The sequence below is a fragment of the Paenibacillus curdlanolyticus YK9 genome, assembly GCF_000179615.1.
GTDB classification, from domain to species: Bacteria; Bacillota; Bacilli; order Paenibacillales; family Paenibacillaceae; genus Paenibacillus_T; species Paenibacillus_T curdlanolyticus.
Genome location: NZ_AEDD01000006.1, coordinates 145,425 through 170,945 on the forward strand (window position 1 = coordinate 145,425; position 25,521 = coordinate 170,945).

Consider the following 25,521-nt stretch of genomic DNA (forward strand, 5'->3'; position numbering starts at 1 on the left):
CTGGAAAAACAATACTAGAGAATCAGATTTTAAGATAACTTTAGTAGGACCAAAGTTTCATGAACAATTTGCAGCTTGTACGCAAAATGAATCAAGCATAGGACATCTCGCATCCCGTCAAGTGGAATATCGGGGAATACGCTCTCATAACATGACAATGAACAACCAACGCCTCCGGCATTGGCGCAAGGCATAATGGCAAAACCATAAGGAGGGGCATCCGAATGAAGACACTTAATGTGGTCAGTCTGATTCTTGTCATCCTCGGAGGATTGAATTGGCTGTCGGTCGGGGTATTCGAGTACGATGTCGTAAGCGAGATTTTTGGAGGGACCGATGAGGTCGGGTCGAAGATCGTATACATCGTCGTAGGGGCAGCGGCGCTATACTCGCTTGCTTTGTTCACGAAGGTCGTCAAAGACGAGTAAGCAAGCAAAAAGGCGGTGCAGAGATTCCTTCTCTGCACCGCCTTTCAGATTGTAGAGAAAGCCGCGTTTCTCGAAAACGCGGCTTTTCTTTGCCCGTAGGGCCGGTTTTTATTCCCTATTCACGCTGCGGCGCGTCAGCCGGCGGGATAGGGAAGATTCTTATTCCCTATTCACGCTGCGGCGCGTCAGCCGGCGGGATAGGGAAGATTTTCATTCCCTATTCTCGCTCCGGCGCGTGGGCCGGCGGAATAGGGAAGATTTTTATTCCCTATTCTCGCTGCGGTGCGTCAGCCAGCGGGATAGGGAAGATTTTTATTCCCTATTCACGCTCCGGCGCGTGGGCCGGCGGGATTGGGAAGATTCTTATTCCCTATTCACGCTCCGGCGCGTGGGCCGGCGGGATAGGGAAGATTTTTATTCCCTATTCACGCTCCGGCGCGTGGGCAGCCACGCTCATGCCTGCTATTTGCCCGTTTTCTTCGTCCGCTTGCTCGCGGCCTTCTCCCGATTCGCCTCGACCCGATGCTTCACGATTCTGGTGATCAGCTCGTACGGCAGCAGCTGGCCCAACGGGAACTGGACGGTTCCCTTGGACACCTTATAGGCTTCCAGCTCATGCTGGAAGGCGGCGATGCCGCTCGATGTGGGATAGAACCCAATATGCTTTTTATATGCTGCAAAATAAACAAGATTGCCGTTCTGCGCGAACGTCGGCATCTGGTAGCTGATCTTCTCCATCGCTTCCGGCGCCGCTTCCCTGATAACTCGCCGTAATGTTTGGAGCACGTCCTGTACCTCAGGCGGAAAGCTTCCGATGTACGCATCAATTGTTTCATAAGCCGATTTGTTCTCTTCCATTGCTGCTCCTTCGCCCTCGGGAGGACTCGATCTCTTGTTCAACTACACAATAAACGGCGAGAACGCCTCTGCATATTTCACAGGGCTGAATTTAATGAACTCAAATTCCGCTACATGGTTCGTATAAAACGGATCCTCATGCATGATCGATCGGATCGTATCCTCATCTTCGACCTGGGCTATAATGACGCCACCGGTTCTAGGATCACGCCGACCAGACACAATAAAGCGATTCTCCGCATAATGCTTTTCCAGAAATGCGATATGCTCCTCCAGATATACATCAACCTCATCCAACGGCTTTATATAGTTCACTAAGACGATATACATCGTTGCCCACCTCCACGCTATTTATAACCAATCACTCGTTGACCATTGATGGATCTGACGGTTAATCTCCCGCTCCTTACTGCATAGCGCCAAACGATAATCCGAATCCAGATCGAACTGCCTGATTTCGTAATCATCATCGCCATTGTCCGCCTTCAGCTGATAACGGCCTTCATCCGCTTGGAAGCGGAACGAGAACGAGTTAAGCGGCAAAGATAGTCCTTTGCCTACGGCTTTGATGTAGCTTTCCTTCAAGGTCCACAGCTCGTAAAATCGAAGCTGCTGCTGCTCCGGCGTCAGCTCGGCCAGCTGGCCGCACTCAACCGAAGAGAAAAAGCGATGCGCGACGGCCATATCGATCGGCTTGATCGCTTCGACATCTATGCCGACCGGCAATGCGCTTATCGCCCCTACGATCCACGAGCCAGCATGCGACACGTTATACTGCTGCTCAATCGGCCCCGCAATCGTTGGCTTGCCGTATGTATTGAACGAGAAGACAATGTCGTCGTTGTCGATGTTATATTTTTCGCGCAGCACTCTTCTAATTAACAGCTCCGAGAACAAGCTTCGGATCGCATCGTCCTGAAACCGATAACGCTTAATCTGCGCTTGCCGCGCCTCTGACACTTGATGGATCAAGGGAGCCAAATCCGCTTCTCTGATCCTCTGTTCGATTCGAACTGCAAATAACTCAACCATGGCTCTCCTCCGACCGGCACTTCGATTTTAGGTAAGATGGGTAATGACTTGCGCCAAGCTCATGTCGCTCATCGAGCCGATTCGCAAATGATATTTCTCGAACGCGATGTCCTTCGTCGATTCGTTCGGCACGATGACGCAATGCAGGCCCGCCGCGATTGCAGCATTCGCCCCATGCGCCGAGTCCTCGAATGCGATCGCTTCGTCCGCATTAATCCCAAGAGCTTCGATCGCCTGCAAATACAGTGCAGGATCAGGCTTCACCTTCTCAACATCGTCTCTCGTCTTAATGACCTCAAAATAATCCCTGATACCAAGCTGCTTTAAAAACCTTTCCGGCCATTCCCTTCGGGAGCTTGTAGCAAGCCCGATGCGCAGCCCTAGCGCCTTCGCTTCCGCGAGATATTCTTTTACGCCCTCTCGAATATCGACCGTTTTCATCCGCTCGAAATGAAGCTCCCTGCCAAGATTACATATAGCCTCGACATTTTCCTTGCCTGCCTTCTCTTCTATAAACGCCTCTAACCGACCGTCAACCGTGCCGATGCACGTCACAAAAAACTCGAATGGAAACTCTGCGCCGTAACGCGCCATCGCCTCTTGGAACGCATGGAACCATTCCGTCTCCGTGTCGATGATGAGCCCGTCAAAATCAAAAACGATTGCTTTAATCATGTAAATCCTCCTATGCGGCTAGTTGCAAACCCTACGCGTGGCTGCCATGTTCATCGAGTTGACCTACCCATACGTCTCCGACCTTCACCGCGTTCCTCCGACGAATTGATGCAAAATTGTATACAGATTCTCTATGGGGATATCGCCGCTCTTGAAGTATCTTTAAACCATAGTTTTACAAAACACTAATATATTTAGGCGGTGTGCTATTTGAATGCTTTCTTTGACCGTGAAATTATACTAGAAAATAAGTTCGTCAAGCTCGTGCCACTGAGTGAACAATATACGTACGCGCTAAGAACGATCATTTTCGACAAAGAAATTACACAATATACAGGAAACCATATCGTTGATGATCATGATCTAGAAAAGTATATTCGCTCTGCGCTAGCCAACCGGCAAGAGAAGCAAACCTATCCCTTCATTGTCATCGATAAGCTCACCAGCCAAGTTGCTGGAATGACCCGATTCGGGAACATCATTTTTCATAATAAACGTCTTGAAATCGGTTGGACATGGTACGGCAAACCCTTTAGGGGAACGCATGTCAACTTGGCTGCAAAATTCGAGCTATTACGTTTCGCCTTTGAGGAAATGATGTTCAACCGCGTGCAGTTTAGTGTAGATGCCGACAACCTTCGCTCACAAAAGGCTGTTCTTAAGCTGGGCGCCACGCAGGAGGGGTACTTTAGAAGTAATTACGTCGATGCTAGCGGCAATTGTCGCGATGACATCTATTACAGCATTATTAGATCAGAATGGCTGGTGCTACAACGCACGGTGTTCAGCCAATTCAACAACCGCCCTGCGGCGCAGCAACCCTAGTAAAACAACCTACTGCACAGCTACTCAACCGCCCCATGCTGGCGCAGCAGCTCCGCTGCACTCGCGTTTCCTCGCTGGACGGCAATCGATAACGCCGTATCGCCGCCTTCAACACGCGCATTCACGTCAGCGCCATGCTCGATCAGCAAACGAAGCAGCTCCACGTTATCATCATGGAACGCCGCGCTGTGAAGGCAGGTATGTCCGTTGCTATCAGCAATTGTCGTGTTCGCTTGGTGGTCCAGCAGCAGCCGGATGACATCCAGCTTTCGCTCTCCCGCAATGGCTGCGTGCAGCGCGGTATTGGACGGAATAAATGAAACTTTGGAATGCGAGACGGCGTCGACCTCTGCCCCGTAATCGAGCAAAATTTGCACCGCCTCCTTGTTCCCAAAATGAGCAGCATACCCGAGCGGAGTCAGCCCGTCGGCATTTTCCATGTTCGCGAGCTGCCGATGAGCTTCCAGCATGGCTTGCAAACGCAGTGCATCTCCTGATTTGGCCGCTTGAAAAAGCTCTTGAATCATGTCATTTAACTCCATTGGTTATTCCTCCCTAACAATTCATGTTATCATTGGTGTAATGCTTCTGGATGAATTACCCATTCTCCTGCATCGAAGACTTTAATATTGGAAGGTGACCTCGCTTGCGCACAACCATCTATCTCGTACGACATGCCCATTCAACGTATTCAGCCGATGAACGCAACCGCCCTTTATCCGAACGCGGACAACAAGATGCCCAGCGAGTAACCGCACTTTTGCAGCATGAGAATATTAACGTACTGCTCGCAAGCCCCTACAAACGCGCCATCCAGACGATCGAAGGCCTGGCAGACTTGCTTGGCATCGAGATTACAACGGTGGAAGACTTCAAAGAAAGAAAGCTGGCGGAAAACCCTGTCGATAATTTTGATACCGCAATAGCCAGGGTGTGGGAGGACTATTCGTTCAGCTGGGAAGGCGGCGAATCCAACTTCGCTGCGCAGCGTCGAGGCATGCAAGCGCTCAACGAAGTACTGCAGCAATACGAAGGCCAGAGCATTGCAATCGGCACCCACGGCAATATGATGGCGCTGATCATGAACCGCTTGGATGTACGCTATGACTTTTTGTTTTGGAAGAAGATGGACATCCCCGACATTTATAAACTAACCTTCACAGACCTTAAGCTTACCGATGTAACCCGGATTTGGAGCAGAGAATAGTTGAACGCTTTAGTGCAACGGTGAAAAAGCGGCAGTCCGCCGATCGGGCCTGCCGCTTTGTTTCGCTTAGTCTTTATACGGGTCGAACTCATCTGCCCCCGCCATGCACACCCCGATCGGCTTCAGCACATGCATGACCTCAATCGTTTCGGCATGCGCGTCGAGCACGTCCTGCAGCTTCCGGTAAACAAAAGGACTCTCGTCCGTGCCCGCCCCGCGAAGCTCAACGCCAAATGCCCGGATCGCGTCCTCCATGCGGCGCGTCGAGATTTCCCCGCCCATGCGCTTGCGCGTTTTCCAATTCATCTTGCCCGCAGCCTGCGTCCGGCTCATAATGCGGCCCGCTCCGTGTACGGTGCTATAGTAGGCTTCGCGGTTTTCTGCCGTATCCTTGCCTCGCACGATGACGGAAATATCGCCCATGCTGCCGCCGATAAAGCCGACCTGCCCAGGCGCGGACGGGGTTGCCCCTTTGCGAACGACGACGGCTTCCTTGCCGTTATGCTTTTCCTTCCACGCATAATTGTGATGATTATGCACGTCCATATCCGCTGCCGCTCCCAGAATAGACAGCACCTCGTCGATGACATAATCACGCCCCGCGTAGGCGTAGCGTCCCGCAAGCTTCATCGCGCGGTAATACATGTCGCCAAGCTCGCTGCTAAGATCAAGCAAGATCGGCGGCTGTTCCATCTTCTCGCCTGGCGATTTGCCGAAAAATGCTCTGCCTACCGCGAGGTTCATGAACCCGCTCGCCGTCTTATGGCCGAACCCTCTGCTGCCAAAATGGTTGCCGATCCATATCCGTCCCGTTTTCGGCTCCTCGAATAGATCGACATAATGATTGCCGCTGCCGACCGTTCCGAGCTGTTCGCGCGCCAACGCTTTGAGCTTGTCATGCTCTTGCTCGCCTATGGCTGCATAGACCGCCCAGTCCGGGTCGTCAAACAGCTCATGATCGACCTTGTCTTTATTGACGCGCCCCATGCCGAACGAAACCCGGCGCGCAATTTCATCCATGATCGCGGGCAGCTGATGCTTGATATCATCTACATGCAGCGACGTACGCACCGCTTTATTGCCGCAGCCGATATCATAGCCTACGCCGGAGGGGGAGATTTGGCCGTCATAGACGACAACGCCGCCGATTGGCTGGCTATAGCCTTTGTGATGATCCGCCATAAGCAGCGCCTGGACGACGTTGCCCGTCTCTGCGCAAGTTCTCGCTTGCGATAACGCGCCTTCGTCTGGCGCTCCCCAGACACGGACGCCGTTTATTGTTTGATAAGCCATATGATTAATTTCACTCCTGAATCGATGAATTACGTTATAATGGACGTAGTGAATAAATGGGAAATCACCTACAAAGAGGGGGATGCGCTTTTGTCGGATAATAACATTCGTTCGGTGGGCATACATCTGTTCGTCCTTGTCATGTGCGGCATGCTTTATTTCTTACATGCAACGCCCATCGGGGTACTCCCCTTCACCATCGTCGCCTATATCGCGCTCGGCTATGTGTTTCTCCAGCCGTTAAAGTCCATGCTTGCTAATCTTCTCTCCGTCACAGCCGTCAGCATCATCGGATTGTTTATCGGGCTGTACGTGCTGACGTTTCCAAGCAAAATGGGATTCAACTGGTTCTTTTTCTTATTTTATAATTTGCACGCGATCACTTTCTCCGAAGCCTTCCATTTCTCCCTTGATCCATCGATAACCTTCTGGCAATTCATACTGCCTACCGTATGGTTATGGATTGGTTTGCAGCTGAAACATATCGTTGCCCGGGTTCAAAACAGAAGGCTGAAAGATTCCGAAGCTACGTCATCCTCCAAGCTTCTGTAAGTGCTGCCCTGAACAGCTTATCCAGCTGCTCATCCTGATCGAACGTAGCTGCGCTCGCTTCTGGAGCGATGCGCTCGAAGCAGCCTAACCGCTCTTCTACATAAGCGTTGATCAGATCGATTCTCGGCTCGTAATCCAGCTCATCGCCTGCCATCTTGCGGTGCAGCAAACGGTCGATCACCTTCCGAAGCTCGCTATCTACAGGCATAAATTCGTCGATCAATGCTTGAAAAGCAATCGGCGGTATCGTGTTATGCTGCTCAATCCACTCGCAGGCGAGGATCGGACGAAGCACGTAGAAGTATTTTTTAATCTTCACTTGCTCATCCCTTAAGTAGGTCCGATAGTTCCCTCTCGCCATATGCAAATAGTGGTGCATACAGGATCGCGGCGAGAACGACAGTGGTGACAAGCGACGGATCTGCTCCGCCACGGTATAGTCCTCCATATAGGGAATCGGCGATTGCAGCCATTCCAGCAGCGGCGGGTTCGATTTGCGAAACAGCATGAGCGCCTTCCTCAAATCCCATCCCGAAATATCCAGCAGGTTGCTGATCGGGCGTTCGATCACATCGCGCTTGTCGAAGATGGAGAGGTAGGATTCCAGCGGCCGGACATATAGAAAACGAACGTCGTAATCGCTATCCTTGGACGGGAAGCCCCACGCGCGGCTGCCTGATTCGCATGCATACAGGATACGCACATTCTCTTCTTTCTCCACTCGTTTCAGTTCCTCTACGATTTGCTCCTTCATGCAAGTCATTTCTGTCATGTAGACCTCCCTTTCTCTTTCTTATTATTTCCTTCTGTATCTATAATCGATGATTTCACGCGCAGCGAACATGGTGAAAGTATTACGATGGAGAGAAAGTTTTCCAATCTACCCAGATCGATTCCTTGCCTGTTACAATGAAAAGATGGGAAACGGGGGATAGCGCATGGCTAAAGAAAGCTTCGATAAAGAGATCCAATTTCTGCGCATGCTTGTGCTGACGAGCGGCGCATTCAGCAGACAGCAATTCGCCGAGCGGCTCGGCATCTCAGTCCATACGTTCGATAAGACGATTCGCAAGCTTAAAGATATCGTAAGCACGATGCAGCAGCAGCTACCGCAGGAGCAGGGCAAAGAATTCGCAGAAGCGATTCGATACAGCTATTATGATTCGACCGATCCAATGCTCTTGTTCCTCTTCCGCGCCAAGTCGGTGAAGGAGTCCGAGAGCCAGCGCCTCTCGCTGCTGCTCGGTGCGATGAAGGAGCAAGCGATGACGGCGATGGAGCTGCTGGACATCTGCTATAGCGGGCTGCCTGCCGACCTGCCGCTTCCTGACGAGAAAACGATTCGGTCCGATCTGAAATACTTGGAAGAGGTCGGCGCCATCAGACGCGAGCCGGGCATTCGCCCGTTCCGCTATCGCATTCAGCATGAGCTTGTACAAACGCTGTCGGATAAGGAGCTCATCGATCTCTACGACTTCGTCGACGTGATGGCGAACACGCAGGTTCCCTCGGTGCAGGGCTACTTGCTGCGGGACGGGCTGAAAAAGCATCTTATGCGGAGCGATGGCGAGAAGCTGGCGACCGAGCCTTTTTTATACAAATACCACTATTACTCGCGCATTCTGGACGAAGCGCATCTGTTCACGCTGCTGCATGCGATCCGACACCGCCGAACGGTACGATTCCGCTATTTTTCGCCGAAGTCCGAGAAAAGTTATAGCTCTCAAAATACAAATCCGCTGTTCGAGCGGGCAGTCGAAGGCAACGTGCATCAGCAGCTGCCGATCAGGGTCATCTACGATCACCAATATGGCCGATGGTATTTACTCACGAACGGCCGCGAGGGCATTCAAAAGTATCGGATGGAAGGCATGACGCAGATCGAAGAGGGCGAGCCGGCGGCTGAGCAGGTGTTCGAGGCGCGGCGTCAGGCGTTGGACGATCGCATGAAGTCCAGTTGGCTCATTGACACAGGCTGGCCGGTAACGGTGCGCGCCAGATTTTATAACCCGGAGCCCGTAGAGCCTCGCTTTAACTTCGTCAAGGACCGGGTGCTGCTGCAAGGGCAGTGGGGGCAGATTGTAGCGGAGGATGAGCAGTCCTTCGTCTATGAGATTACCGTTAACGGTCTCACCGAAATCAAGCCATGGCTGAGGAGCTTCGGCTCCAGCTGCGAAGTGCTGGAGCCCGCCCAGCTTCGCGCCGAGATGATCGCCGAATGGAAGGAGATTCAGTCGTACTATGAACCTGTTCGAGAAAATCTTTAACTACCAGATTATCTCCCGACTGGAGGACTCCGGCACCTTCGTCGTCACCTCGCATGAACGCGCATGGCTGAAGTCCATGCTGCAGCATCCCGCAGCTGCGGACGCTTTCGATCCCGATACGCTGGATAAGCTGCATGCGATGCTCGGCGAGGATCAAGTGATGGATACGTCCGAGCATCTGGTAGAGAAAGCCCGCAGCATGGAGAAGCAGGTGTACCATCCGCTGCTGCGCCCTTTGCGCCGATATATCGCGGAGCGGACATTCATCCGGCTCACTTACAAGACCAAGAACGGAACCATCAATGACGCGCCGCTGGCGCTTCCCTATCGGCTGGAGTATTCCATGGTCAAACGCGAATGGTACCTGCTCTGGTATAACGTTCGCAGCCGCACCTTCATGCAGACCAAGCTGGACAACATGCAAACAATCAAAGCTGCCGAGCTGACCGAATCCGAGCAAGAATTGACGCTTGACCCGGCCGTTATATTGCATAAAATCAACCAGATACTCGAGTCGCGCAAAACCGTGGCACTCATTGAGGTCGTCCCTGCGTACAACCGCGAGCTGTCCCGTATTCTCTATGCTCTCTCCAGCTTCGAGAAGGACGTCGAGTACGATGAGGAACAGGACCGATATCGCGTCCGGGTATGCCTGCAGCTGGATGAACGCGAATATTTGCTTTCGAAGATTCGTTTTCTGGGCATGCGCGTGCGCGTGTTGGAGGGAGATTACTTGAAGCGGCGGATGCTGGAGGCGTCGACGAAGGCGTTGGCACGGTATGGGGCGGAGTAACGCTGGTGTGCCGAGGGACTGATGCTGCTGATGCGCCTTATGCTGCTAACGCCGGCCTCGGGCAACGGCTAATGGACTCATGCTGCCACCGAGCGTATTCTGCCCACCGCTAACGGACCGTATGCTGCTGTTGGCTGAGCGCCTTCTGCCCACGGCTAACGGACGATGCTGCCGACGTGACCCCTCCATCCGTGGCTAACGGACCGTAACAGCCGTTATTTGCCGGAAATCGCGCATTTGGAAATTCTAACGGACCCCAGCGCCGTTATTCACCTGTCTACACCCCGTTTCCGCGCGAAAGGACGCAAATAGCGTCACTGGTGTCCGTTACATTTTAAAAGTAACCTTTTTTTATCGAATAACGGCTTTCCTGTCCGTTAGCCCTCTGCAAAAGCTGTTAAACAAAATAATCCCCCTCCGAAAGGAGAGGGATTATTTTGTTTACACTAGCCAATGTGCGGAACACAAGGCTGACTGCGAGCAATGCTGGTAGTATGCTTCTAAAACTTTTTTAACTCGGGTGAAAAAAGTCCCTCTCTAAAAGGGGGATGAAGACATTATTTAACCACAGGCGGCACGATTGTTACACCTTCACCGACGTGATCGGCATCAAAGTGCAATTCTTGCACATAACATCCTATCAGTTTTTTGTGCTCATCAAATAAGAAGATATAGGCAAACTTGTCATGCACCTCATTATATCCATACGATGTCAAAAGATAAGAATTGTTCCCTACACGCGTTGGACCTGTGAACCCATATTTATTTTGGCTTGTCTTAAAATCCTCATAAGTCCAAACACGCTTTTCCATATTAGTATAGACTTTATCTTCATACATAACATCCATATACTTCACATTTTGAAGCGCGGGATTAGCATTCTTATCTAAGTCGATCTCTATTCTATAAGACGCATTTTCCGCACCATCTTGCTTCATTTGTTCCTGCGTCCAAAGGGATGCATTAATACCCGTACCATCTGTAATAAGAGGAACTGGAGTAAGATCATATTGGTATTCACCATTCATAATCTCTTGACCAGCACGTGTCACTACTACATGTAGCTTTCCAATTGTATTTACAGGCTTGAAAAAGTTATTTTTAGAGTAATCTGCAAGATTGTATCCAGAACCATACTTCCCACAGTCAAAATTCACCGATATCTTAAGTCCTTTTGTCGTATCCGCAGCAGGTACGGTTACCACTACATGGTCACCTTCTTCAAGAGCACTTGTTTCAAAAAATTGATACGTCTCAGTTGGGCTAACAGGGAGCTTAAAAATACGGAAAGCTTCTTGAAGATCACGCTGATAAACAAATTTAACGTAGTAATTCCACGACTGATTATCATTTGCGTTGGTAACAGTAACCATCACAGTAGCGTCGTGCTTTTCCCTTAAATGAATATTGAAAGTGCCTTGATCACCCACAGCAATATCCTTAATCTCATTTCCATCGTCATAAACTAAGCTATAACTAAGCTTAGCATATGCGGCTGCAGTGACCGTGAAATTAACATCAGATTCCGTGAAATTCTGGGCAAGATCGACGGAGTAGTCCTGCATATTACTTTCAAAGCCAATGCCAACCTTAGCCACACCAAAGTCCCGTTGTACCAGCTCCATGTATACGCTGCCCGTTACCGAAAGCGAGTGCAGCGTCGCATCATCGCAGTCCACCGTGCATTGTGGCGGAGTGCTTCCGCCATTGTTGCCTCCATTGTCGCCACCTGTGTTTCCGCCGTTATTCCCGCCTGTATCGCTACCGCTATTGTTTCCGCCCGTGCTTCCACCGCCGCCGCCAATTACAACCGCCGTACCTGGTGTCGTGATGCTGTCTTTCGCCGAGCCGTCCACTTGACCTGGCTTCGTTTCAAACGACGAGCCTTTCGCCGCATCGTTCACCGTCGCTTGGTCGACTTTGCCCTCACCGATCAGCTTCGCAACTGCATCGAGAATGAGCTTCAGCACTTGCGCTTCTTTGCTCACGTTGATCGTATTGCCTGCTGCGCCGCTAGCAACATCCAGATTGTCGACCGTTCCGCTCGGAATGTTGAGCTGGATGTTCGCAGCCATGACGCCTACGCTTTCAAAGTGTCCAACCAACTCTACGTTCGAGTCTTTCGGCAGCGCTTTGGACAGCTCGATGTTTTTGAAGCCGCTGTCCGTTACATGCGACTCTTCGATTTTAACCGGCGATTGGATGATCACATCCTGCACCGTCGTTGCGCCGATTGCGACAAGCCGTACGCGGCCTGTTGCTTTATCTACAATGATGCGAAGCAGTACCGAGTCTTCCAAATGAATGGAGTTCGGGCCGCCGCCATTAACCGTCGTCGTGCCTTTCACTGTTACATTCTTCAGCGTCACATCGCCCTCAGCTACTTCCTTCGCGATGGTCAGGTTACCTGTAATGACCATGTTTTGCAGCGTTACACCTGCGGCCGAAATGACGACATTGCCATCGATCGTTTCCGTCTTGTCAGCCGAGCCATAGACGCCAGCTTTATCAAACGTCTTCGTCGCGCTGTTGTTTTGAAGCTCCAAAGCCGCATCCAACACAACGACTGCTTCCGCGCGCGTGATCGACGCTTTCGGACGGAAGTTGCCTTGCTCGTCGCCTTTGACGATTTGTTTGGAAGCAAGCGCTGCGATAGCTCCTTTGCTCCAGTCCGCGATCTGCGCCGCGTCTTTGAACTGCGATACATCCGTATTCGTTTTCGTATCGAGATGCAGCACGTTTGCCACCATTACGGAAGCTTCTTGGCGAGCCGCTGCTTGTGCAGGGGATACTTTGCCGCCGCCTGTCCCTTGCAGGTAGCCTGCTTTTACTGCAACTGCGATCTCATGATAAGCCCAGTTTGTGGTCGGCAAATCGTTAAAGGATACGCTAGCAGCCTCATCCTTCAGCCCAAAAGCGCGATTCAACAGCGCCGCGAATTCCCCGCGCGTCACTGGCGCATCCGGCTTCACCGTGCCGTCCGGATATCCCTGAATGAGTCCGGCATCCAGCCATTTTTTGAGCGTGCCTGCCGCCCAGTGCTTGTCTACATTCTCCGAGGATGCTGCCGATACCGAAGCAAGCAATGTGCCAAATACAAGACTCACTGCGAGCAAAGCGGATAATATGCTTCTAAACTTCTTCATTGTTCTCCTCCACTACCGCATGATGATTAGAATCCAAAAACTTGAATAATATATTACTCTAGCACAAAGAAAATATTAACATCTCAGTGTATATTGAACAACCTAAGATTTCTTAAGAAATAAAAGAGGCAGATCACTCGATTCGAGTAATCCGCCTTATTTTTCACATCGTTTATTTATTATAGAATTGAATATCTTGTTACTCTCACTCATCATGTAATTCATATAACCTAATGCATCTTTCTTTCGTTGGATTTTCGATACATACAGCGATTTGGCTTCTCCCCGCCTTGTATGGATACACTCTTGAATGACACGATGCCACCGTGCAGGGACAACCTTTAAAGCATATTCCCCTGCCCCGGCTTTGGATGTGATCTGCTGCTCTCGGAACGTATAGTATAATCTCGTAATTCCCAAGACGCCCCACTCTATATCAGCTCTTCTAAAGTAAAGCGCTAACGATGCAAGGGAAAATCGTTTACTCGATTTGCGAATCCAATTTTTCCAATACTCATTTAAATTTTGATGCATGCTCGATAACAGTTGTTCAAAATCCACCTCTATCTCCAGCGTCGATATGTCCGGACCGATGATCCTGATGCCGTGGACCTTCAATTCATACCAAGGGACCAAATTCAACTCAAAATAACCTGAACGATGCATAACGCCATCGCAAAAATAAGGGAAAGGCTGCGTGTTCTCCGGAAGTTTACCTAGATCGCTCCAAGTTAAATAGATGCCGTTCAAGTTAGGTTTCTTGTATTTGGACTCGATTTCACGATGAACCTGATTCAGTATTGCGACCTCCGCATCGTGCAATCTTTCTTTCGTTACGGCAATAAAATCAATATCGCTAAGCTCCAGCGAATAGTCCCCCAAAGCGATGGAACCATATAGATAAAAACCTTCAAGCAAATGAGGGAAGCTACGATTCACGCTGTTTAAATAAAGGGATATGATTTGATCTATTGTAGAATTGATGTTGGATTGCAACTTCATCGAAGAAACCGCCTCACCTTTCGAAAATAGTGGGATTCCAGCAAGGGAAGGTTGATTGCCCTGATTTGTGCCATAAGACGCGTAATAGCATCCTTAATTTCTTGTTCGAATTCGCTCCTCGCGATTCGGAAAATTGAAGTAATTTGCACCTGCGCGTCTTTCAGAAGCGAAGGAGTGGTGCAAATCAACCCTGTGCAGCTACCTTCCTCAGCCTTCAGCTTGCTTAATGATAATTGATCCGCATGCGCTTCGAATACAAACCATGTCCAGCTATTCTCGATATACTTTAATGCGACATACGTATGTGCATCCAGCGCAGCCAGAACATCAACTAGCAGGTTAAAATGCGTTAATATAAGCTCTGAGTAAATGCGCTTCGCAGATAAAGGCAGCCCATCCGACGGATACGGGATCCATTCATGACCGTCAACCCGCATCGTGAATGGACCGTAGATTTCATGAAACTCCTTATCGAACGTCTTAACATCCATCGCTCTCAGCTCTTCGATATCGTCCTCGAAAATTTCAAACCTAATCTCGAACTTGGACTCCTGCACGCTCTTCACCCCTTAGCAAAAACCATTCACTCAATCTGTTTTATATTACCATCTACAAGTTTACGCCAAACAAAAAATCCGAGAACCTCGCCCGCAGGCGAAGCTCCCGGATTTATGATTTAACCCCTCGTCGAACCCTTACGGCTCATTTCATTCCATACGTCTTCCATGTCCTCAAGCGACTTGCCCTTCGTCTCCGGAATGAACTTCCATGTGAAGATAACCGTCACGAGCGACAGCGCTCCGAAGATCCAGTACGTGACCGCTGGTCCAGCGGAATCCAGCAGCGGCGGGAATGACTGGGACACGACGTAATCCGCTACCCATAATGCCATCGATGCGATGGCAATCGCTATGCCGCGTACGCGGTTCGGGAAAATCTCGGCAAGCAGCACCCAGACGACTGGGCCGAGCGAAACGGCGAATGCCGCGACATAAACGAGCAGCAGCACCAGCACCCACGGGCCTGTAGCGTGTCCGCTATGGAACACGATGCCGATGAACAACAGGCTAAGCGCCATAACCGACGAACCGACGAGCAGCAGCGCCTTGCGTCCCACCTTGTCGATCAGCCAGATCGATAAAATCGTAAAGGCAAAGTTGATAAAGCCAACGAGAATCGTTTGGATCAGCGCAGCGTTCGTGCCTGCTCCGGTCGATTTCAAAATCTCTGGCGCATAGTACATGATCGCGTTAATCCCCGTAATCTGCTGCAGGACAGCAATCCCGACGCCCGCAATGAGCGCGAAACGCAGTCCGGGCTTAAACAGCTCGCGGATGGAGCCTTGCTTTTCGTTGAACGACGCTTTGATCTCCAATACTTCCTGGCGGGCCGCATCCTCTCCGTGAATGCGAAGCAAGATGTTGAGCGCCTCTTCCGGACGGCCTTGCTTGATCAGCCAACGCGGGCTCTCCGGCACGAAGAATAGCATAACCAGGAACAAAATGCCCGGAATCGCGCCGACGCCGAACATCCAGCGCCAAGCCGTGGAGATGTCCCATGCGTCGTCGCCAGCGCCAGCGATGCCGGAGTTGATGAAGTACGTAAGGAAAATACCCGTAACGACTGCGAACTGGTTGAACGCAACCAACCGTCCGCGATAGCGCGCGGGCGCGATCTCTGCATTATATAGCGGGCATAACGTGGAGGTAATCCCGATGCCAAGCCCGCCGATCATCCGAGCAATGATATAGCCCGTGAACGTATCTGGTATAGCCGAGAAAATCGAACCGATCGTGAACAGCAGCGCTGCGGCGATCAGTACTTTTTTACGTCCGAACCGGTCGCTTAGCCAGCCTGACGCAGCAGCGCCGACGATACAGCCGATAATCAAGCTCGATACAGCCCAGCCGGTCTGAACGCCGTTCAGATCGAATTTGTCCTGCATGAAGCCGATTGCGCCCGAAACAACCGCCGTATCGAAGCCGAACAACAGCCCGCCCAGTGCGGCAATGATGGACACGAGCGTTACGTAACGCATGTTTGGTTCGGATGCTGACGCTTTTATCGTTTGTGCCATAATCTATGCATTCCTTTCTGTTTTCAAAATCGTTGCTTGCAGCGCATATCCCATCCTCCGTACTGCCGAAGGACAACCTTTCTTGGAAAGCGATTTTTAGTATAGCATCGATTCGAAAGCAGCCGTGTTGCGATCATCTTCACTAATTTGCGCTGTTCCCGCACAGCTATTCATGCATCACGAATAACGGTCATTCGGCGAGACCGACCCGCATTATTCTGTGCTGCAGGCGCAAAAAAGTCCATGTCTCATGAACATGGACTTCCACATTACGCCTATCGAGGCAGCGCACGGTATTCAGACGGCGTGACGCCGGTCACCTTCTTAAACACGCGGCTAAAATAATTCGGGTCCTTGTAGCCGACTTGATAGCATACTTCCTTCAGGATCAGCTGCTTGTCCTCGATCAGCCGCTTCGCTTTGTCGATCCGAAGCCCGGTCAAATAATCGATGAAATTTTCGCCGACATGCTGCTTAAACACTTTGCTGAAGTAAAAAGGGTTCAGATGGACATATTCCGCCACATCCTCCAGCGACAGTTCCTCTGTGAAACGTTCGAGGATATAAGCAATGGCCCGGTCCATGACGGTCGCAGTCTGCTCCTCGCGAAGCTCGCGGATGCGATTCAAGGCTGACAGCACGTAGCTGCGCTGGCGCTCCTCCGACAGCTCGACTCCATCCGCCAATGCCGCATCCTGCTTGCCTTGCTTCAAATCATCGAACAGGCACACTTGCCCTTCACGGCCTGGATAAGTGGACGCGAACACTGCTTCAAAATACGAGTGGCGCAAGCCCTCCGCACCATTTCGCAACGAGCCGATACCGATCGATGGCGCAATATGCAGCAGCGCCCGTGCTGCCTCAGCCAGCTTTTCCGCCAACCGGCTCAGCCCCTCCTCGCCATCCTCCGCAGCCTGCGGCTGATGAACGAACAAAGCAAGATGATGCTCTAGAATGGAGCTCACAATGCAGCTCGTCTGCGACTTCGCCAATCGGCGAATCGTCTCATAGAGCTGGCCCCGATCTAGGGAGGAATCATGGCCGGGGAAGGCTATTACGAGGCAGCGCCCTTGTTTATCCAGCCGAAAATCCAGCCATTCCGCTAACGTCTCCGGGCTCGTGCCCATCGCCTGATCGACCATCAGAATTAGCGCCAGCTCGTTCTCGATGAGCGGCTGAATCGTCGACATCCGGCTTTTCAACTCCAGCTGCTCCCCCCGCTTCTCCCGCTCGCGATCCAGCTCCTCCACTAATCGCGTAAGCAGCTTCGCCATTTGATCCCGGCTAGCCGGCTTGACGATATATTCGGAAATGCCGAGCGTAATCGCCTCCTGCGCATACGCAAATGAATCATACGCCGTTACCAGCACCAGCTTAACGTCCTGCAGCATGCTCCGAATTTCGCGCAGCGCCTCCAGCCCTTGAATGCCCGGCATCTGGACATCCATCAGCACGATATGCGGTCGGCGCTCCTCAGCCTGCTCAATAGCCCTTCTCCCGTTCTCGGCATGGATAATTTCGAATTGATTGGGCAGCATCCGATTCACGATCCATTCCAGCCCTTCTCTCTCCAGCGCCTCATCGTCCGCGATCAGCAAGCGATACATCGACTTTATCCCCCTCATCTAGCCAAGGAATTCGGATGGTAACCGTCGTTCCTTCTCCGATCTTGCTTTTTATGTCCACGGTATTCTCACTATGCCCGCTGAATAGTTGAAGCCGTCGAAATACATTGCGCGTCCCAATGCCCGTGGACGGCTTAGGCTGTCTCTGAGACTGGTCCGGCTGCGCCAGCGACCGCTCCTCCAGGCCGCCACCAGGCCTATGCGGAGCATAGCTTAATTGCAGCAAAGCTTGTCTTGTCTCCTCATCTATGCCCTCACCGTTATCGCTTACCGCAACGACGACATCCAATCCATCGCGATGAATCGAAAGCCGAATGGCAGCGCCGGATTCCAGCTGCTCAATGCCGTGGACGAACGCATTTTCGACGAGCGGTTGAATCGTTAACGCCGGAATCGGAGCCGATAATGTCGTGTCATCGATGTCCGTCTCGAACGACACCCGATTTTGGAACCGCGCGCGCTGGATGGTCACATACTCCATCACATGCCCGAGCTCTTCGCGCAGCGTGACGGGCTCGTCCATTTTGCGCAGCCTGTACCGAATCAGCTTGGACATCGACACGATCAGATCCGACGTCCGCTCCGCCCCTTCCAGCAGCGCGAGCTTGGATAAGACATTCAGCGAGTTGAACAGAAAATGCGGCTGGATTTGGCTTTGCAGCGACTGCAGCTCCAGCTCCTTCACTAATCGCTCCTGCTCCAGCCTGCCTTTATCGCGCTCTGCTGCTTCTTGCAGCGAGGCAACCATTTGGAGAAACGTCCCTGTCATGACGCCCAGCTCGTCCTTCGTTACAGGGGGCAGCGGCTCCAGCTCCTGCTGTGACCGCCCTTCCGAGATCCCCTTCGCCATGCGAACCAGCCTTCCCACGGGCTCCGTCACGCTGCGAGACACCCAGAAGGCAAGCCCAACGCCGAGCAGCGTCTGAATCGCGATGACCGCAGCGCCCAATCGGTTCATGCGAACGTTCGCTAGCTGAATCTCACGGAATACCGGCTGGTCGCTGCTCAATTCCAGATCAATCAACCGCTGGCCGTCCTCCCGTACGAAGCCTTCCGTCTGTTCCACCTCGGTGTAGAGCGACAGCGCAACGCTTGGCGACTCCGCTCCAGAGGCCGATTCCGCCGCCAGTTGCTGCCGCTTCAGCACATCTAGCAAGTGAAGGAAGTTGGCGGCTGTAGACGCACGCGCAGCATCTTGTCCGAGCGCGCCTATTCGCTCGCGGCTGTGCAACAACGCATCGCGCTGTCGGCGGGCTTCCGCTTGCGTTTGCGGATTCGGGTCCAGCAGATAGCTATATAGCGATTGCGTGGAGCGCTCTGCATTTTGAACAGCTTCCCTATAAGCCAGTACCCGATCCATCATCCGGTCATAACCGCGCTGGACGACGGTCGAGCTTTGGAACAGAAACAACGTCACCGTGTTTGCGAGCAATACGAGCAGCGGAATAATAAGGAGCAGCTTCGTCCTTATCGTCATCGGCATGCCCCCAGCTCATCCAGCACATTCGTTTTCGTAAAATGAATCGCCGCCGCGACTTCGCCATTTTGCATATAATCATGCAGCAGCTCGATCGCCTTCTGCCCCATCCGAGCAGGCTGCTGCACAAGAGCGGCCGTGATCCGGCATTCCCGAATCGCTTGGCGCGTATTCGCCAAATCGTCGAACGCGAACACGCGGGGCTGATCGCTAGCCTGCTCCTTCGCCACCGCCTCGGCGATACCGACGCCATCCAATGCGCTAAACCCAACAACCGCAAGCAGCTTCGGATGCTTGTTCAGCATATCCGTCGTCTGCTCCGTTGCCTGCAGCCGCGAGATATTGGAGATTCTCACGTCTGCGATGGATAACCCGGGGGTTTTATTCACAACGCTCCGGAATCCCGCCAGCCGCAGCTTCATATTCGTCGCTTCGCTGCCGAGCAGCACGCCGATTCGTCCTTGCTGGCCCGCCATTCGCGTGACGAGCTGCCCCATCGCTTCGCCCGCCTGCCAATTATCCGTCCCGACATACGCCAATCGTTTGCTGCCCGGCTCATCCGCATCGATCGTAATGACCGGTATGCCGCTCGCCGATGCTCGCCCGATCAAGCGAGCGTATACCGGATCGTTCAGCCCTTGAACGAGCAGCGCGTCGAACCCTTGGGCAATCGCTTTCTCCAGCAGCCGTGACTGCTCCGACGGATTAATCCGCAGCGGCCCCATATAGGTTAGCTCCATTCCATACTCGGTTGCTGCTGTCCGTGCGCCTGTCTCCACCGAGCGCCAGAACGGATTGTCCAGCTCCTGCGAAATGAGCGCAACCCGCATTTGATCGATGGACGCCGCCGGTCCGTTCTTATGCTCCAGCTGCTCCGCCAGCTCTCGTGTATGTAAAATCGTGATCGCGAAAGCCGACAGCAATCCCGCGAACGTGATCGCAAGTATAATAAGACCGACATTCCAGATGCGGTTCTGCATTCGTGAGGGCCCTCCTTCTAATCCGACATCCGCCATGTTGCGGGGAAGCCCTCTATATAGTATATCCAGATCCTTGCAAGCTGATTGGCTTTGGCTGCTACTGCTTCGACCAACGCTCCAGCTTGTGAATGCCCCGCGTGAAGAAGCCTCTTATGAACTTCGGGAACCCGAACTCGCCCAGCTTCCCCTTCACCAAATCCCGCACTGCTCCACCGTCATATCCGGCATCGTAAATTCGCCATGCTGGTAGCAGTGGCTGCAATATTTGGCGCTTTTCGAGCCATCCCGCTCGGTCCCGCCCTTCTGTTCGTCACGCGCGAGCGGCATGCCGCAGCTTTGGCAGTTTTTATAGGCTTGAGCAATTGTCGTCATTGAGATGTTGATCCTCCTCATGTTGCTTGGTAAGTGCTTAGAAAGTATAAGGCATAGCCTCAAACATTATAATCGCCCAGAGGTGCGGTCGTATACGGCAAAATAAAATGATCGGAGCGAAGCGATAAGCGCTTGATGGATGGATCGTTTTGGATATATAATCGTTTTGTTGTATAAATATACGAACATACATGAGACAGAAGGTTCGATGTATGTAACCATCTGTTCGATGTAAACCTCATCTCGCACTCATGTTAGGGGGATTATCGTGAATCGTGAATCCAGTTTAATAGAAGATTATCTCGTTGAAAGTGAATACGTCAATTACAGCCATGCTTCCATTCAGGAGCTAGCGGCGCAGTTGGCTAGCCAGTCGCCCGACGACATTACCTATGCGAAAAATGCGTTCGAATTCGTTCGCGATGCCGTCTCGCACTCGTGGGACATTCAGAGCTCGCGCATTACATGCAGCGCCTCAGATGTGCTGCAATACCGCGAAGGGATTTGCTATGCCAAATCCAATCTCTTATGCGCATTGCTAAGAGCCCGCGGCATACCCGCAGGGTTCTGTTATCAGCGGCTTACGCTAGGCGATACACCGGATACCGGCTATGTGGTACACGCGCTCAATGCGGTGTATATGAAGGAGTTAGATCGGTGGATTCGGCTTGATGCGCGCGGGAACAAGCAGGGTGTGGATGCTCAGTTTTCACTGGACGAGGAACGTCTCGCTTTTGCGATACGCGGGGAGTATGAGGAAGTGGACTATCCGGTGATTTATGCGTCGCCGCGGGCGGAGACGATGGAGTCGCTGCGAGCGCATACGGATTGTCGGGTGATGTATGCGAGCGGGTTGCCGGTTGGGTTGTAGGAGGGAGAAAAGAATAGGGAAGGTTTTTCTTCCCTATTCGCCCTCGGTCGGCGGTTTCGCACACATAGGGAAGGTTTCGCTTCCCTATTCGCCCTCGGCCGGCGGTTTCGCACACATAGGGAAGGTTTTTCTTCCCTATTCGCCCTCGGTCGGCGGTTTCGCACACATAGGGAAGGTTTCGCTTCCCTATTCGCCCTCGGCCGGCGGTTTCGCACACATAGGGAAGGTTTCGCTTCCCTATTCGCCCTCGGCCGGCGGTTTCGCACACATAGGGAAGGTTTCGCTTCCCTATTCGCCCTCGGTCGGCGGTTTCGCACACATAGGGAAGGTTTTTCTCCCTATTCGCCCTCGGTCGGCGGTTTCGCACACATAGGGAAGGTTTTTCTTCCCTATTTGCACCCGATCGGCGGTTTCGCACCCCTAGTGAAAAAAAGAGGGAACCCCCCTCTTTTCGAGTCAATCATTCATTCTTCCCATCAACGCCTCCACAAACCTCACATCAGCCGGAGCAAAATCAAACTCCCCCAGCTCCTCCCGCCTAACCCACCGATAATCATCATGGTCAACCAACGTGATCACGCCGCTAACATAAGTCGCTATGTACGCTATTAATCGAATATGCGTAGCCCCATAATAATGATCGTTTACGCCAAAATACGCATAAGGGCGAATCTCAATCTGCATCTCCTCCAAAAGCTCTCGCCGAAGACAAGCTTCAGCCGACTCGCCTTGCTCAATCTTGCCGCCCGGAAACTCCCACATGCCCTCCTGGGATTTCCCTTTCTTCCGCCTTGCGATCAAGATTTGACCCCGCTCATTTTCAATAATGGCTGCGGCTACTTCAATCATCCTCTTCACATCCTAAACAATCGCTTTATTGGCTGCCGGTACTAGTGCAGGCGGCATCTCCTTCTTCAACCGCCACACGAAGCTGATCGGCTTATTACCCTCATGCCTCACATAGTCCGCTTCCCCAAGGAATGTGAACGGCATCGTGTAATTGTTCTCATCCTTATACTCCCGAACAAACAAAGTAATTCGGTTGCCTGTCCGCTGATGATTGATGTATCGCTGCGCCGTTTTCGTTTCCTCTGAAATTCGGCTCTGCGATTGCCAGTGGAACAGCCGTTCATTAATGGCATAATCCTCATAAAGCGTAGATGGCGAGAAATCTTTGTCTGACTTATTAAGCGTGATGAAGAAAATATCCGTCCCCTTATCTTCAAAATATTTGACGCCTTCACGAAACGCCGGCGCTTTATGCGTATTCCACAGCCCGAACGCCGCCAGTACCTGATCCGTAGAATATTTGCAATGCAAATCTAGCGGGCAAGCAAACGGAAAATCATTCGACTCATCAACAAAATCAATATGCATCGCGTTATATTGCAAGATTTCAATAATCTCTTCCTTGAATTCCTTACAAGAAACAATGAAAGCTATTCCCTGCTCAATACTATCGAATCCCTGCTTTTTCGGCTCCGATCGGTAGAAGGTGTAGTAGAACAGGTTCAGCATCAGCTGCTCTTCCTCCGTTGTTACCTGCTTCTCGCCGGACAAGTAGCCCATCAGGAATTGCAGCAGTCTTCGAGAATTAAGATGTAATAACGCTGGCAATCTTTTGACTAAATAGTCACCTTGATCAAACTCGATAGGGTCACCCAATCCCGCCTCGACCATTAACCCCCGCAGCCAGCGATTGCCTGTTCGTCCCCCGTACAGCTCATGCAGCGTCATGCCATGATAACGGATAAAATTGCCCAGCGTGAGCGGGAGCCCTGTATCGCCTTCGAAATATTTGATGCGCTGAATCAAGCTTCTGCGGTTATTGGTTGCTTGTTTCAAGTTGCTGAGAATATGCGCTCTAGCTACCTTCTCCAACTGAATGAAGCTGCCCCTTGGAAGACTGGAGAAGCCATGCTCGACATAATGTTGAACAGAATGCTTCGTCTTTCCTAGCAGCGCTCTAAGCTTCTCTTGGAAGTTATAATCCTTATGAGCCTGTCCGATAAAATCAAGCACCGTCAGACACTCTTTCCCATCGGCTAATCGAAGTCCCCTGCCTAACTGCTGTAAAAACACGGTCAGGCTTTCAGTCGGGCGAAGAAAGAGCACCGTATTGACCTCTGGAATATCGACCCCTTCGTTATACAGGTCGACGACGAATATCATTTTAATATCGCCGCTTACTAGTCTATGTTTTACCTGATCGCGATCCTCGTCACTCGAACCGCCATGCAAAGCGACCGACGGAAGCCCCGCTTCATTGAAAACTTTAGCCATATACAGCGCATGCTCCACACCTGCACAAAATCCGAGCCCCTTCACTTCATCCATATCCGTCACATACTTCGTCAGGCTATTCATGATTTGGGTTGCGCGAATCTTGTTGTTCGTGTACAAATTATCAAGCTCATGCAGGTCATAGCCTCGCCTGGACCATTTCACCTGCGAGAGGTCAACATGGTCACTTACGCCAAAATATTGAAACGGACAAAGCAGCTTCCGATCAATCGCATCCGTCAACCGAATTTCCGCAGCAATGGTATCATCGAAGTATCGAACGATATCTTTACCATCCATCCGTTCAGGCGTCGCAGTCAATCCCAATAGAATATTCGGCTGGTAATGGTTGAGCAATTTCTGGTACGAAGGTGCCGCCGCATGATGAAATTCATCCACAATAATAAAATCATAATAGTCCGCTGTCGTACGCTCTGTCAGCTTAATCGAATTCAAGCTTTGGATGCTAATAAACAAATGGTCGAGCGATTTCGCCTGATGGCTGCCTACATGCAGCTCGCCAAAGTTCAGATCTTTCAAAATAAAGCGGAAGGTGTCCATGCTTTGCTTGAGAATTTCCTCGCGATGCGCCACAAATAACAGCCTCGCCTGCGGGTGGCGTTGGGCATACCGTTTATAATCAAATGCCGAAATCACGGTTTTGCCCACGCCAGTAGCGGCTACGAGCAGGTTTTTGGTTCGACCGTACAGCGCTCGTTCTGCTTCCAGCTTCTCGAGAATTTCCTTCTGGTAGTCGTAGGGCATTATCGTAAACGCAAACACCATCGATTCCTGATTGCCGTCATTCAGCTTCTGCTTGCCAAGGGCCTGCTTCAATTGCTCGTCATGCTCAGGCTCCGATGCCAGAAACGTCGTAAACTCCCGATCATTCCAATAGCTTTCGAAGGTCGCCTCGATCTTTTTCAGTACATCATACGAGTCCTTCTCGGTTACTTTAAGATTCCACTCTAGCCCGCTGGTGAGCGCAGGATTCGATAAATTGGAGGAACCGACATAAGCCGTCGTAAACCCGGTATCCCGTTTGAAAACATACGCCTTGGCATGCAGCCGAGTGCGACTGCTATCATACGAGATTTTAATTTCGGTATTGGACAGCTTGCTCAGCTCCATAACCGCCTTATAATCAGTCGCTTCCATGTAGGTGGTCGTAATGATGCGCAATTGTCCGCCTCTAGCCGTAAATTGCTCCAACTGCTCGATCAGACAGCGAAGGCCGCTCCATTTGATAAAGGAAACTAAAAACTCGACCCGATCCGCTGTTACAATCTCATGCTTCAATTCACTGAGCATATTCGGCTCCGAATGCGAGCCCGTAAATAGAGAGCTTTGCGAAAGAGGGGTCGTCGGGCGTAAAACCTTCTCCTCCTTAACCGCACGAATGGAGTTCAGCTTCGCATACACGTAGGTCAAAATCTCCCCTTGCTCGTGTAGCTGCAGCTCCTCATAATCCTGCTGATCCATGCTATTTCTCAGCGTAGCAATAATATCGTTGCATGCCCGAACCTGAGCGAGCACCGCCTCTTCGTCGGTATCCGAATTTTCACGTACGACCTTAAGCGCCCTTCGGATTACGATAGCAATATAGTTAGAGAGCAGCTTCCGCGCCTCCTCGGGATCAAGCGGCTCCGTCCCAATATCATAGGCGGACGAATCCAACGCAGCCAACTGCTTCAACGTTCCATAGTTGATGATTTGCTCGTAGAGCCCTTGCTTCATGGGACACCTCCAATCATTCAC

Annotated in this window: 24 protein-coding genes; 7 read left to right on the forward strand and 17 right to left on the reverse strand. The window is 51.6% G+C overall.

All coding sequences use genetic code 11. The annotated features are described in order from the left end of the window. Positions 1–224: 224 nt before the first annotated feature. Positions 225–428 carry a DUF378 domain-containing protein gene (locus PAECUDRAFT_RS12890; protein ID WP_006038531.1) on the forward strand — a complete coding sequence of 68 codons (204 nt, stop codon included), beginning with the start codon at positions 225–227 and terminating at the stop codon, positions 426–428. Between the two features lie 462 nt (positions 429–890). Here PAECUDRAFT_RS12890 and PAECUDRAFT_RS12895 read toward each other — a convergent pair whose 3' ends face one another. The 4 genes from PAECUDRAFT_RS12895 to PAECUDRAFT_RS12910 are packed head-to-tail and all read right to left on the reverse strand — an operon-like array spanning position 891 to position 2,990. Next, positions 891–1,286 carry an iron chaperone gene (locus PAECUDRAFT_RS12895; RefSeq protein ID WP_006038532.1) on the reverse strand — a complete coding sequence of 132 codons (396 nt, stop codon included), beginning with the start codon at positions 1,284–1,286 and terminating at the stop codon, positions 891–893. Positions 1,287–1,328: 42 nt separating this feature from the next. After that, positions 1,329–1,616, reverse strand: coding sequence for a YciI family protein (locus PAECUDRAFT_RS12900; protein ID WP_006038533.1), 288 nt, complete (start codon positions 1,614–1,616; stop codon positions 1,329–1,331). Positions 1,617–1,637: 21 nt separating this feature from the next. After that, entirely contained in the window at positions 1,638–2,318 is a 681-nt protein-coding gene (locus PAECUDRAFT_RS26575; protein WP_006038534.1) for a 4'-phosphopantetheinyl transferase family protein, read from the reverse strand. A gap of 27 nt (positions 2,319–2,345) precedes the next feature. After that, positions 2,346–2,990 carry an HAD family hydrolase gene (locus PAECUDRAFT_RS12910; protein ID WP_040712533.1) on the reverse strand — a complete coding sequence of 215 codons (645 nt, stop codon included), beginning with the start codon at positions 2,988–2,990 and terminating at the stop codon, positions 2,346–2,348. Positions 2,991–3,194: 204 nt separating this feature from the next. On the opposite strand from PAECUDRAFT_RS12910, the gene PAECUDRAFT_RS12915 reads away from it, so the two are divergent. Further along, positions 3,195–3,818 (forward strand): GNAT family N-acetyltransferase, encoded by a 624-nt coding sequence (locus tag PAECUDRAFT_RS12915; RefSeq protein WP_407636292.1) that lies wholly within the window; start codon positions 3,195–3,197, stop codon positions 3,816–3,818. Between the two features lie 20 nt (positions 3,819–3,838). Here PAECUDRAFT_RS12915 and PAECUDRAFT_RS12920 read toward each other — a convergent pair whose 3' ends face one another. Continuing rightward, the gene (locus tag PAECUDRAFT_RS12920; RefSeq protein WP_006038537.1) at positions 3,839–4,360 is read right to left on the reverse strand and encodes an ankyrin repeat domain-containing protein; all 522 of its coding nucleotides are present in this window, start codon (positions 4,358–4,360) and stop codon (positions 3,839–3,841) included. Positions 4,361–4,464: 104 nt separating this feature from the next. On the opposite strand from PAECUDRAFT_RS12920, the gene PAECUDRAFT_RS12925 reads away from it, so the two are divergent. After that, positions 4,465–5,025 carry a histidine phosphatase family protein gene (locus PAECUDRAFT_RS12925; protein ID WP_006038538.1) on the forward strand — a complete coding sequence of 187 codons (561 nt, stop codon included), beginning with the start codon at positions 4,465–4,467 and terminating at the stop codon, positions 5,023–5,025. 66 nt (positions 5,026–5,091) lie between these two features. On the opposite strand, the gene PAECUDRAFT_RS12930 is transcribed toward PAECUDRAFT_RS12925, so the two are convergent. Further along, on the reverse strand, positions 5,092–6,318 hold the full coding sequence (locus PAECUDRAFT_RS12930) for an RtcB family protein (protein WP_006038539.1): 1,227 nt from the start codon (positions 6,316–6,318) through the stop codon (positions 5,092–5,094). Positions 6,319–6,408: 90 nt separating this feature from the next. Between PAECUDRAFT_RS12930 and PAECUDRAFT_RS12935 the strand changes: the two genes are divergently transcribed. Next, positions 6,409–6,870 (forward strand): hypothetical protein, encoded by a 462-nt coding sequence (locus PAECUDRAFT_RS12935; RefSeq protein ID WP_144266534.1) that lies wholly within the window; start codon positions 6,409–6,411, stop codon positions 6,868–6,870. Here the strand turns inward: PAECUDRAFT_RS12935 and PAECUDRAFT_RS12940 are convergent. After that, positions 6,845–7,633, reverse strand: a complete 789-nt coding sequence (locus tag PAECUDRAFT_RS12940) for a nucleotidyltransferase domain-containing protein (RefSeq protein WP_144266540.1) — start codon at positions 7,631–7,633, stop codon at positions 6,845–6,847. The two genes, PAECUDRAFT_RS12935 and PAECUDRAFT_RS12940, sit on opposite strands and share 26 nt — an antisense overlap. Before the next feature lie 175 nt (positions 7,634–7,808). Here PAECUDRAFT_RS12940 and PAECUDRAFT_RS12945 point away from each other — a divergent pair, with 175 nt between their 5' ends. Both PAECUDRAFT_RS12945 and PAECUDRAFT_RS12950 read left to right on the forward strand, forming a co-directional pair. Then, on the forward strand, positions 7,809–9,137 hold the full coding sequence (locus tag PAECUDRAFT_RS12945; RefSeq protein ID WP_006038542.1) for a helix-turn-helix transcriptional regulator: 1,329 nt from the start codon (positions 7,809–7,811) through the stop codon (positions 9,135–9,137). Next, entirely contained in the window at positions 9,112–9,930 is an 819-nt protein-coding gene (locus PAECUDRAFT_RS12950; protein ID WP_006038543.1) for a WYL domain-containing protein, read from the forward strand. The genes PAECUDRAFT_RS12945 and PAECUDRAFT_RS12950 overlap by 26 nt, the downstream gene beginning before the upstream one ends. 557 nt (positions 9,931–10,487) lie before the next feature. Here PAECUDRAFT_RS12950 and PAECUDRAFT_RS24695 read toward each other — a convergent pair. From PAECUDRAFT_RS24695 to PAECUDRAFT_RS12990, 8 genes are all read right to left on the reverse strand, one after another. Further along, a complete protein-coding gene (locus tag PAECUDRAFT_RS24695; protein ID WP_006038544.1) occupies positions 10,488–13,076 on the reverse strand; it encodes an S-layer homology domain-containing protein in 2,589 nt (862 codons plus the stop codon). Between the two features lie 156 nt (positions 13,077–13,232). Next, positions 13,233–14,078, reverse strand: coding sequence for a nucleotidyltransferase domain-containing protein (locus PAECUDRAFT_RS12960; protein WP_006038545.1), 846 nt, complete (start codon positions 14,076–14,078; stop codon positions 13,233–13,235). Then, on the reverse strand, positions 14,075–14,635 hold the full coding sequence (locus tag PAECUDRAFT_RS12965) for a hypothetical protein (RefSeq protein ID WP_006038546.1): 561 nt from the start codon (positions 14,633–14,635) through the stop codon (positions 14,075–14,077). Before PAECUDRAFT_RS12965 ends, PAECUDRAFT_RS12960 begins: the two co-directional genes overlap by 4 nt. A gap of 119 nt (positions 14,636–14,754) precedes the next feature. Beyond that, positions 14,755–16,155, reverse strand: coding sequence for a sugar porter family MFS transporter (locus tag PAECUDRAFT_RS12970; RefSeq protein WP_006038547.1), 1,401 nt, complete (start codon positions 16,153–16,155; stop codon positions 14,755–14,757). A gap of 275 nt (positions 16,156–16,430) precedes the next feature. Beyond that, positions 16,431–17,762 carry a response regulator gene (locus PAECUDRAFT_RS12975; protein ID WP_006038548.1) on the reverse strand — a complete coding sequence of 444 codons (1,332 nt, stop codon included), beginning with the start codon at positions 17,760–17,762 and terminating at the stop codon, positions 16,431–16,433. Beyond that, the gene (locus PAECUDRAFT_RS12980) at positions 17,734–19,257 is read right to left on the reverse strand and encodes a sensor histidine kinase (protein ID WP_006038549.1); all 1,524 of its coding nucleotides are present in this window, start codon (positions 19,255–19,257) and stop codon (positions 17,734–17,736) included. The genes PAECUDRAFT_RS12975 and PAECUDRAFT_RS12980 overlap by 29 nt, the downstream gene beginning before the upstream one ends. Then, positions 19,254–20,237, reverse strand: coding sequence for a substrate-binding domain-containing protein (locus PAECUDRAFT_RS12985; RefSeq protein WP_006038550.1), 984 nt, complete (start codon positions 20,235–20,237; stop codon positions 19,254–19,256). Before PAECUDRAFT_RS12985 ends, PAECUDRAFT_RS12980 begins: the two co-directional genes overlap by 4 nt. A 189-nt stretch (positions 20,238–20,426) precedes the next feature. Beyond that, positions 20,427–20,609: a zinc ribbon domain-containing protein gene (locus PAECUDRAFT_RS12990; protein ID WP_006038551.1), complete on the reverse strand. Its 183-nt coding sequence runs from the start codon at positions 20,607–20,609 to the stop codon at positions 20,427–20,429. A 268-nt stretch (positions 20,610–20,877) separates the two neighbouring features. On the opposite strand from PAECUDRAFT_RS12990, the gene PAECUDRAFT_RS12995 reads away from it, so the two are divergent. Beyond that, complete coding sequence (locus tag PAECUDRAFT_RS12995) at positions 20,878–21,480, forward strand: transglutaminase-like domain-containing protein (RefSeq protein ID WP_006038552.1); 603 nt, start codon at positions 20,878–20,880, stop codon at positions 21,478–21,480. A 456-nt stretch (positions 21,481–21,936) separates the two neighbouring features. Here the strand turns inward: PAECUDRAFT_RS12995 and mutT are convergent, their stop codons facing one another. After that, positions 21,937–22,329 (reverse strand): 8-oxo-dGTP diphosphatase MutT, encoded by a 393-nt coding sequence (mutT, locus tag PAECUDRAFT_RS13000; protein WP_006038553.1) that lies wholly within the window; start codon positions 22,327–22,329, stop codon positions 21,937–21,939. A gap of 12 nt (positions 22,330–22,341) precedes the next feature. After that, on the reverse strand, positions 22,342–25,500 hold the full coding sequence (locus PAECUDRAFT_RS13005) for a DUF3427 domain-containing protein (RefSeq protein ID WP_006038554.1): 3,159 nt from the start codon (positions 25,498–25,500) through the stop codon (positions 22,342–22,344). Between the last annotated feature and the right edge of the window lie 21 nt (positions 25,501–25,521).

What these genes read in the sequence shown, in the direction of transcription:
- PAECUDRAFT_RS12890 (WP_006038531.1), top strand. Translation starts at nt 225, where the DNA reads ATGAAGACACTTAATGTGGTCAGTCTGATTCTTGTCATCCTCGGAGGA.
- PAECUDRAFT_RS12895 (WP_006038532.1), bottom strand. Translation starts at nt 1,286, where the DNA reads ATGGAAGAGAACAAATCGGCTTATGAAACAATTGATGCGTACATCGGA.
- PAECUDRAFT_RS12900 (WP_006038533.1), bottom strand. Translation starts at nt 1,616, where the DNA reads ATGTATATCGTCTTAGTGAACTATATAAAGCCGTTGGATGAGGTTGAT.
- PAECUDRAFT_RS26575 (WP_006038534.1), bottom strand. Translation starts at nt 2,318, where the DNA reads ATGGTTGAGTTATTTGCAGTTCGAATCGAACAGAGGATCAGAGAAGCG.
- PAECUDRAFT_RS12920 (WP_006038537.1), bottom strand. Translation starts at nt 4,360, where the DNA reads ATGGAGTTAAATGACATGATTCAAGAGCTTTTTCAAGCGGCCAAATCA.
- PAECUDRAFT_RS12930 (WP_006038539.1), bottom strand. Translation starts at nt 6,318, where the DNA reads ATGGCTTATCAAACAATAAACGGCGTCCGTGTCTGGGGAGCGCCAGAC.
- PAECUDRAFT_RS12940 (WP_144266540.1), bottom strand. Translation starts at nt 7,633, where the DNA reads ATGACTTGCATGAAGGAGCAAATCGTAGAGGAACTGAAACGAGTGGAG.
- PAECUDRAFT_RS12945 (WP_006038542.1), top strand. Translation starts at nt 7,809, where the DNA reads ATGGCTAAAGAAAGCTTCGATAAAGAGATCCAATTTCTGCGCATGCTT.
- PAECUDRAFT_RS12950 (WP_006038543.1), top strand. Translation starts at nt 9,112, where the DNA reads ATGAACCTGTTCGAGAAAATCTTTAACTACCAGATTATCTCCCGACTG.
- PAECUDRAFT_RS24695 (WP_006038544.1), bottom strand. Translation starts at nt 13,076, where the DNA reads ATGAAGAAGTTTAGAAGCATATTATCCGCTTTGCTCGCAGTGAGTCTT.
- PAECUDRAFT_RS12960 (WP_006038545.1), bottom strand. Translation starts at nt 14,078, where the DNA reads ATGAAGTTGCAATCCAACATCAATTCTACAATAGATCAAATCATATCC.
- PAECUDRAFT_RS12970 (WP_006038547.1), bottom strand. Translation starts at nt 16,155, where the DNA reads ATGGCACAAACGATAAAAGCGTCAGCATCCGAACCAAACATGCGTTAC.
- PAECUDRAFT_RS12975 (WP_006038548.1), bottom strand. Translation starts at nt 17,762, where the DNA reads ATGTATCGCTTGCTGATCGCGGACGATGAGGCGCTGGAGAGAGAAGGG.
- PAECUDRAFT_RS12980 (WP_006038549.1), bottom strand. Translation starts at nt 19,257, where the DNA reads ATGACGATAAGGACGAAGCTGCTCCTTATTATTCCGCTGCTCGTATTG.
- PAECUDRAFT_RS12985 (WP_006038550.1), bottom strand. Translation starts at nt 20,237, where the DNA reads ATGCAGAACCGCATCTGGAATGTCGGTCTTATTATACTTGCGATCACG.
- PAECUDRAFT_RS12990 (WP_006038551.1), bottom strand. Translation starts at nt 20,609, where the DNA reads ATGACGACAATTGCTCAAGCCTATAAAAACTGCCAAAGCTGCGGCATG.
- mutT (WP_006038553.1), bottom strand. Translation starts at nt 22,329, where the DNA reads ATGATTGAAGTAGCCGCAGCCATTATTGAAAATGAGCGGGGTCAAATC.
- PAECUDRAFT_RS13005 (WP_006038554.1), bottom strand. Translation starts at nt 25,500, where the DNA reads ATGAAGCAAGGGCTCTACGAGCAAATCATCAACTATGGAACGTTGAAG.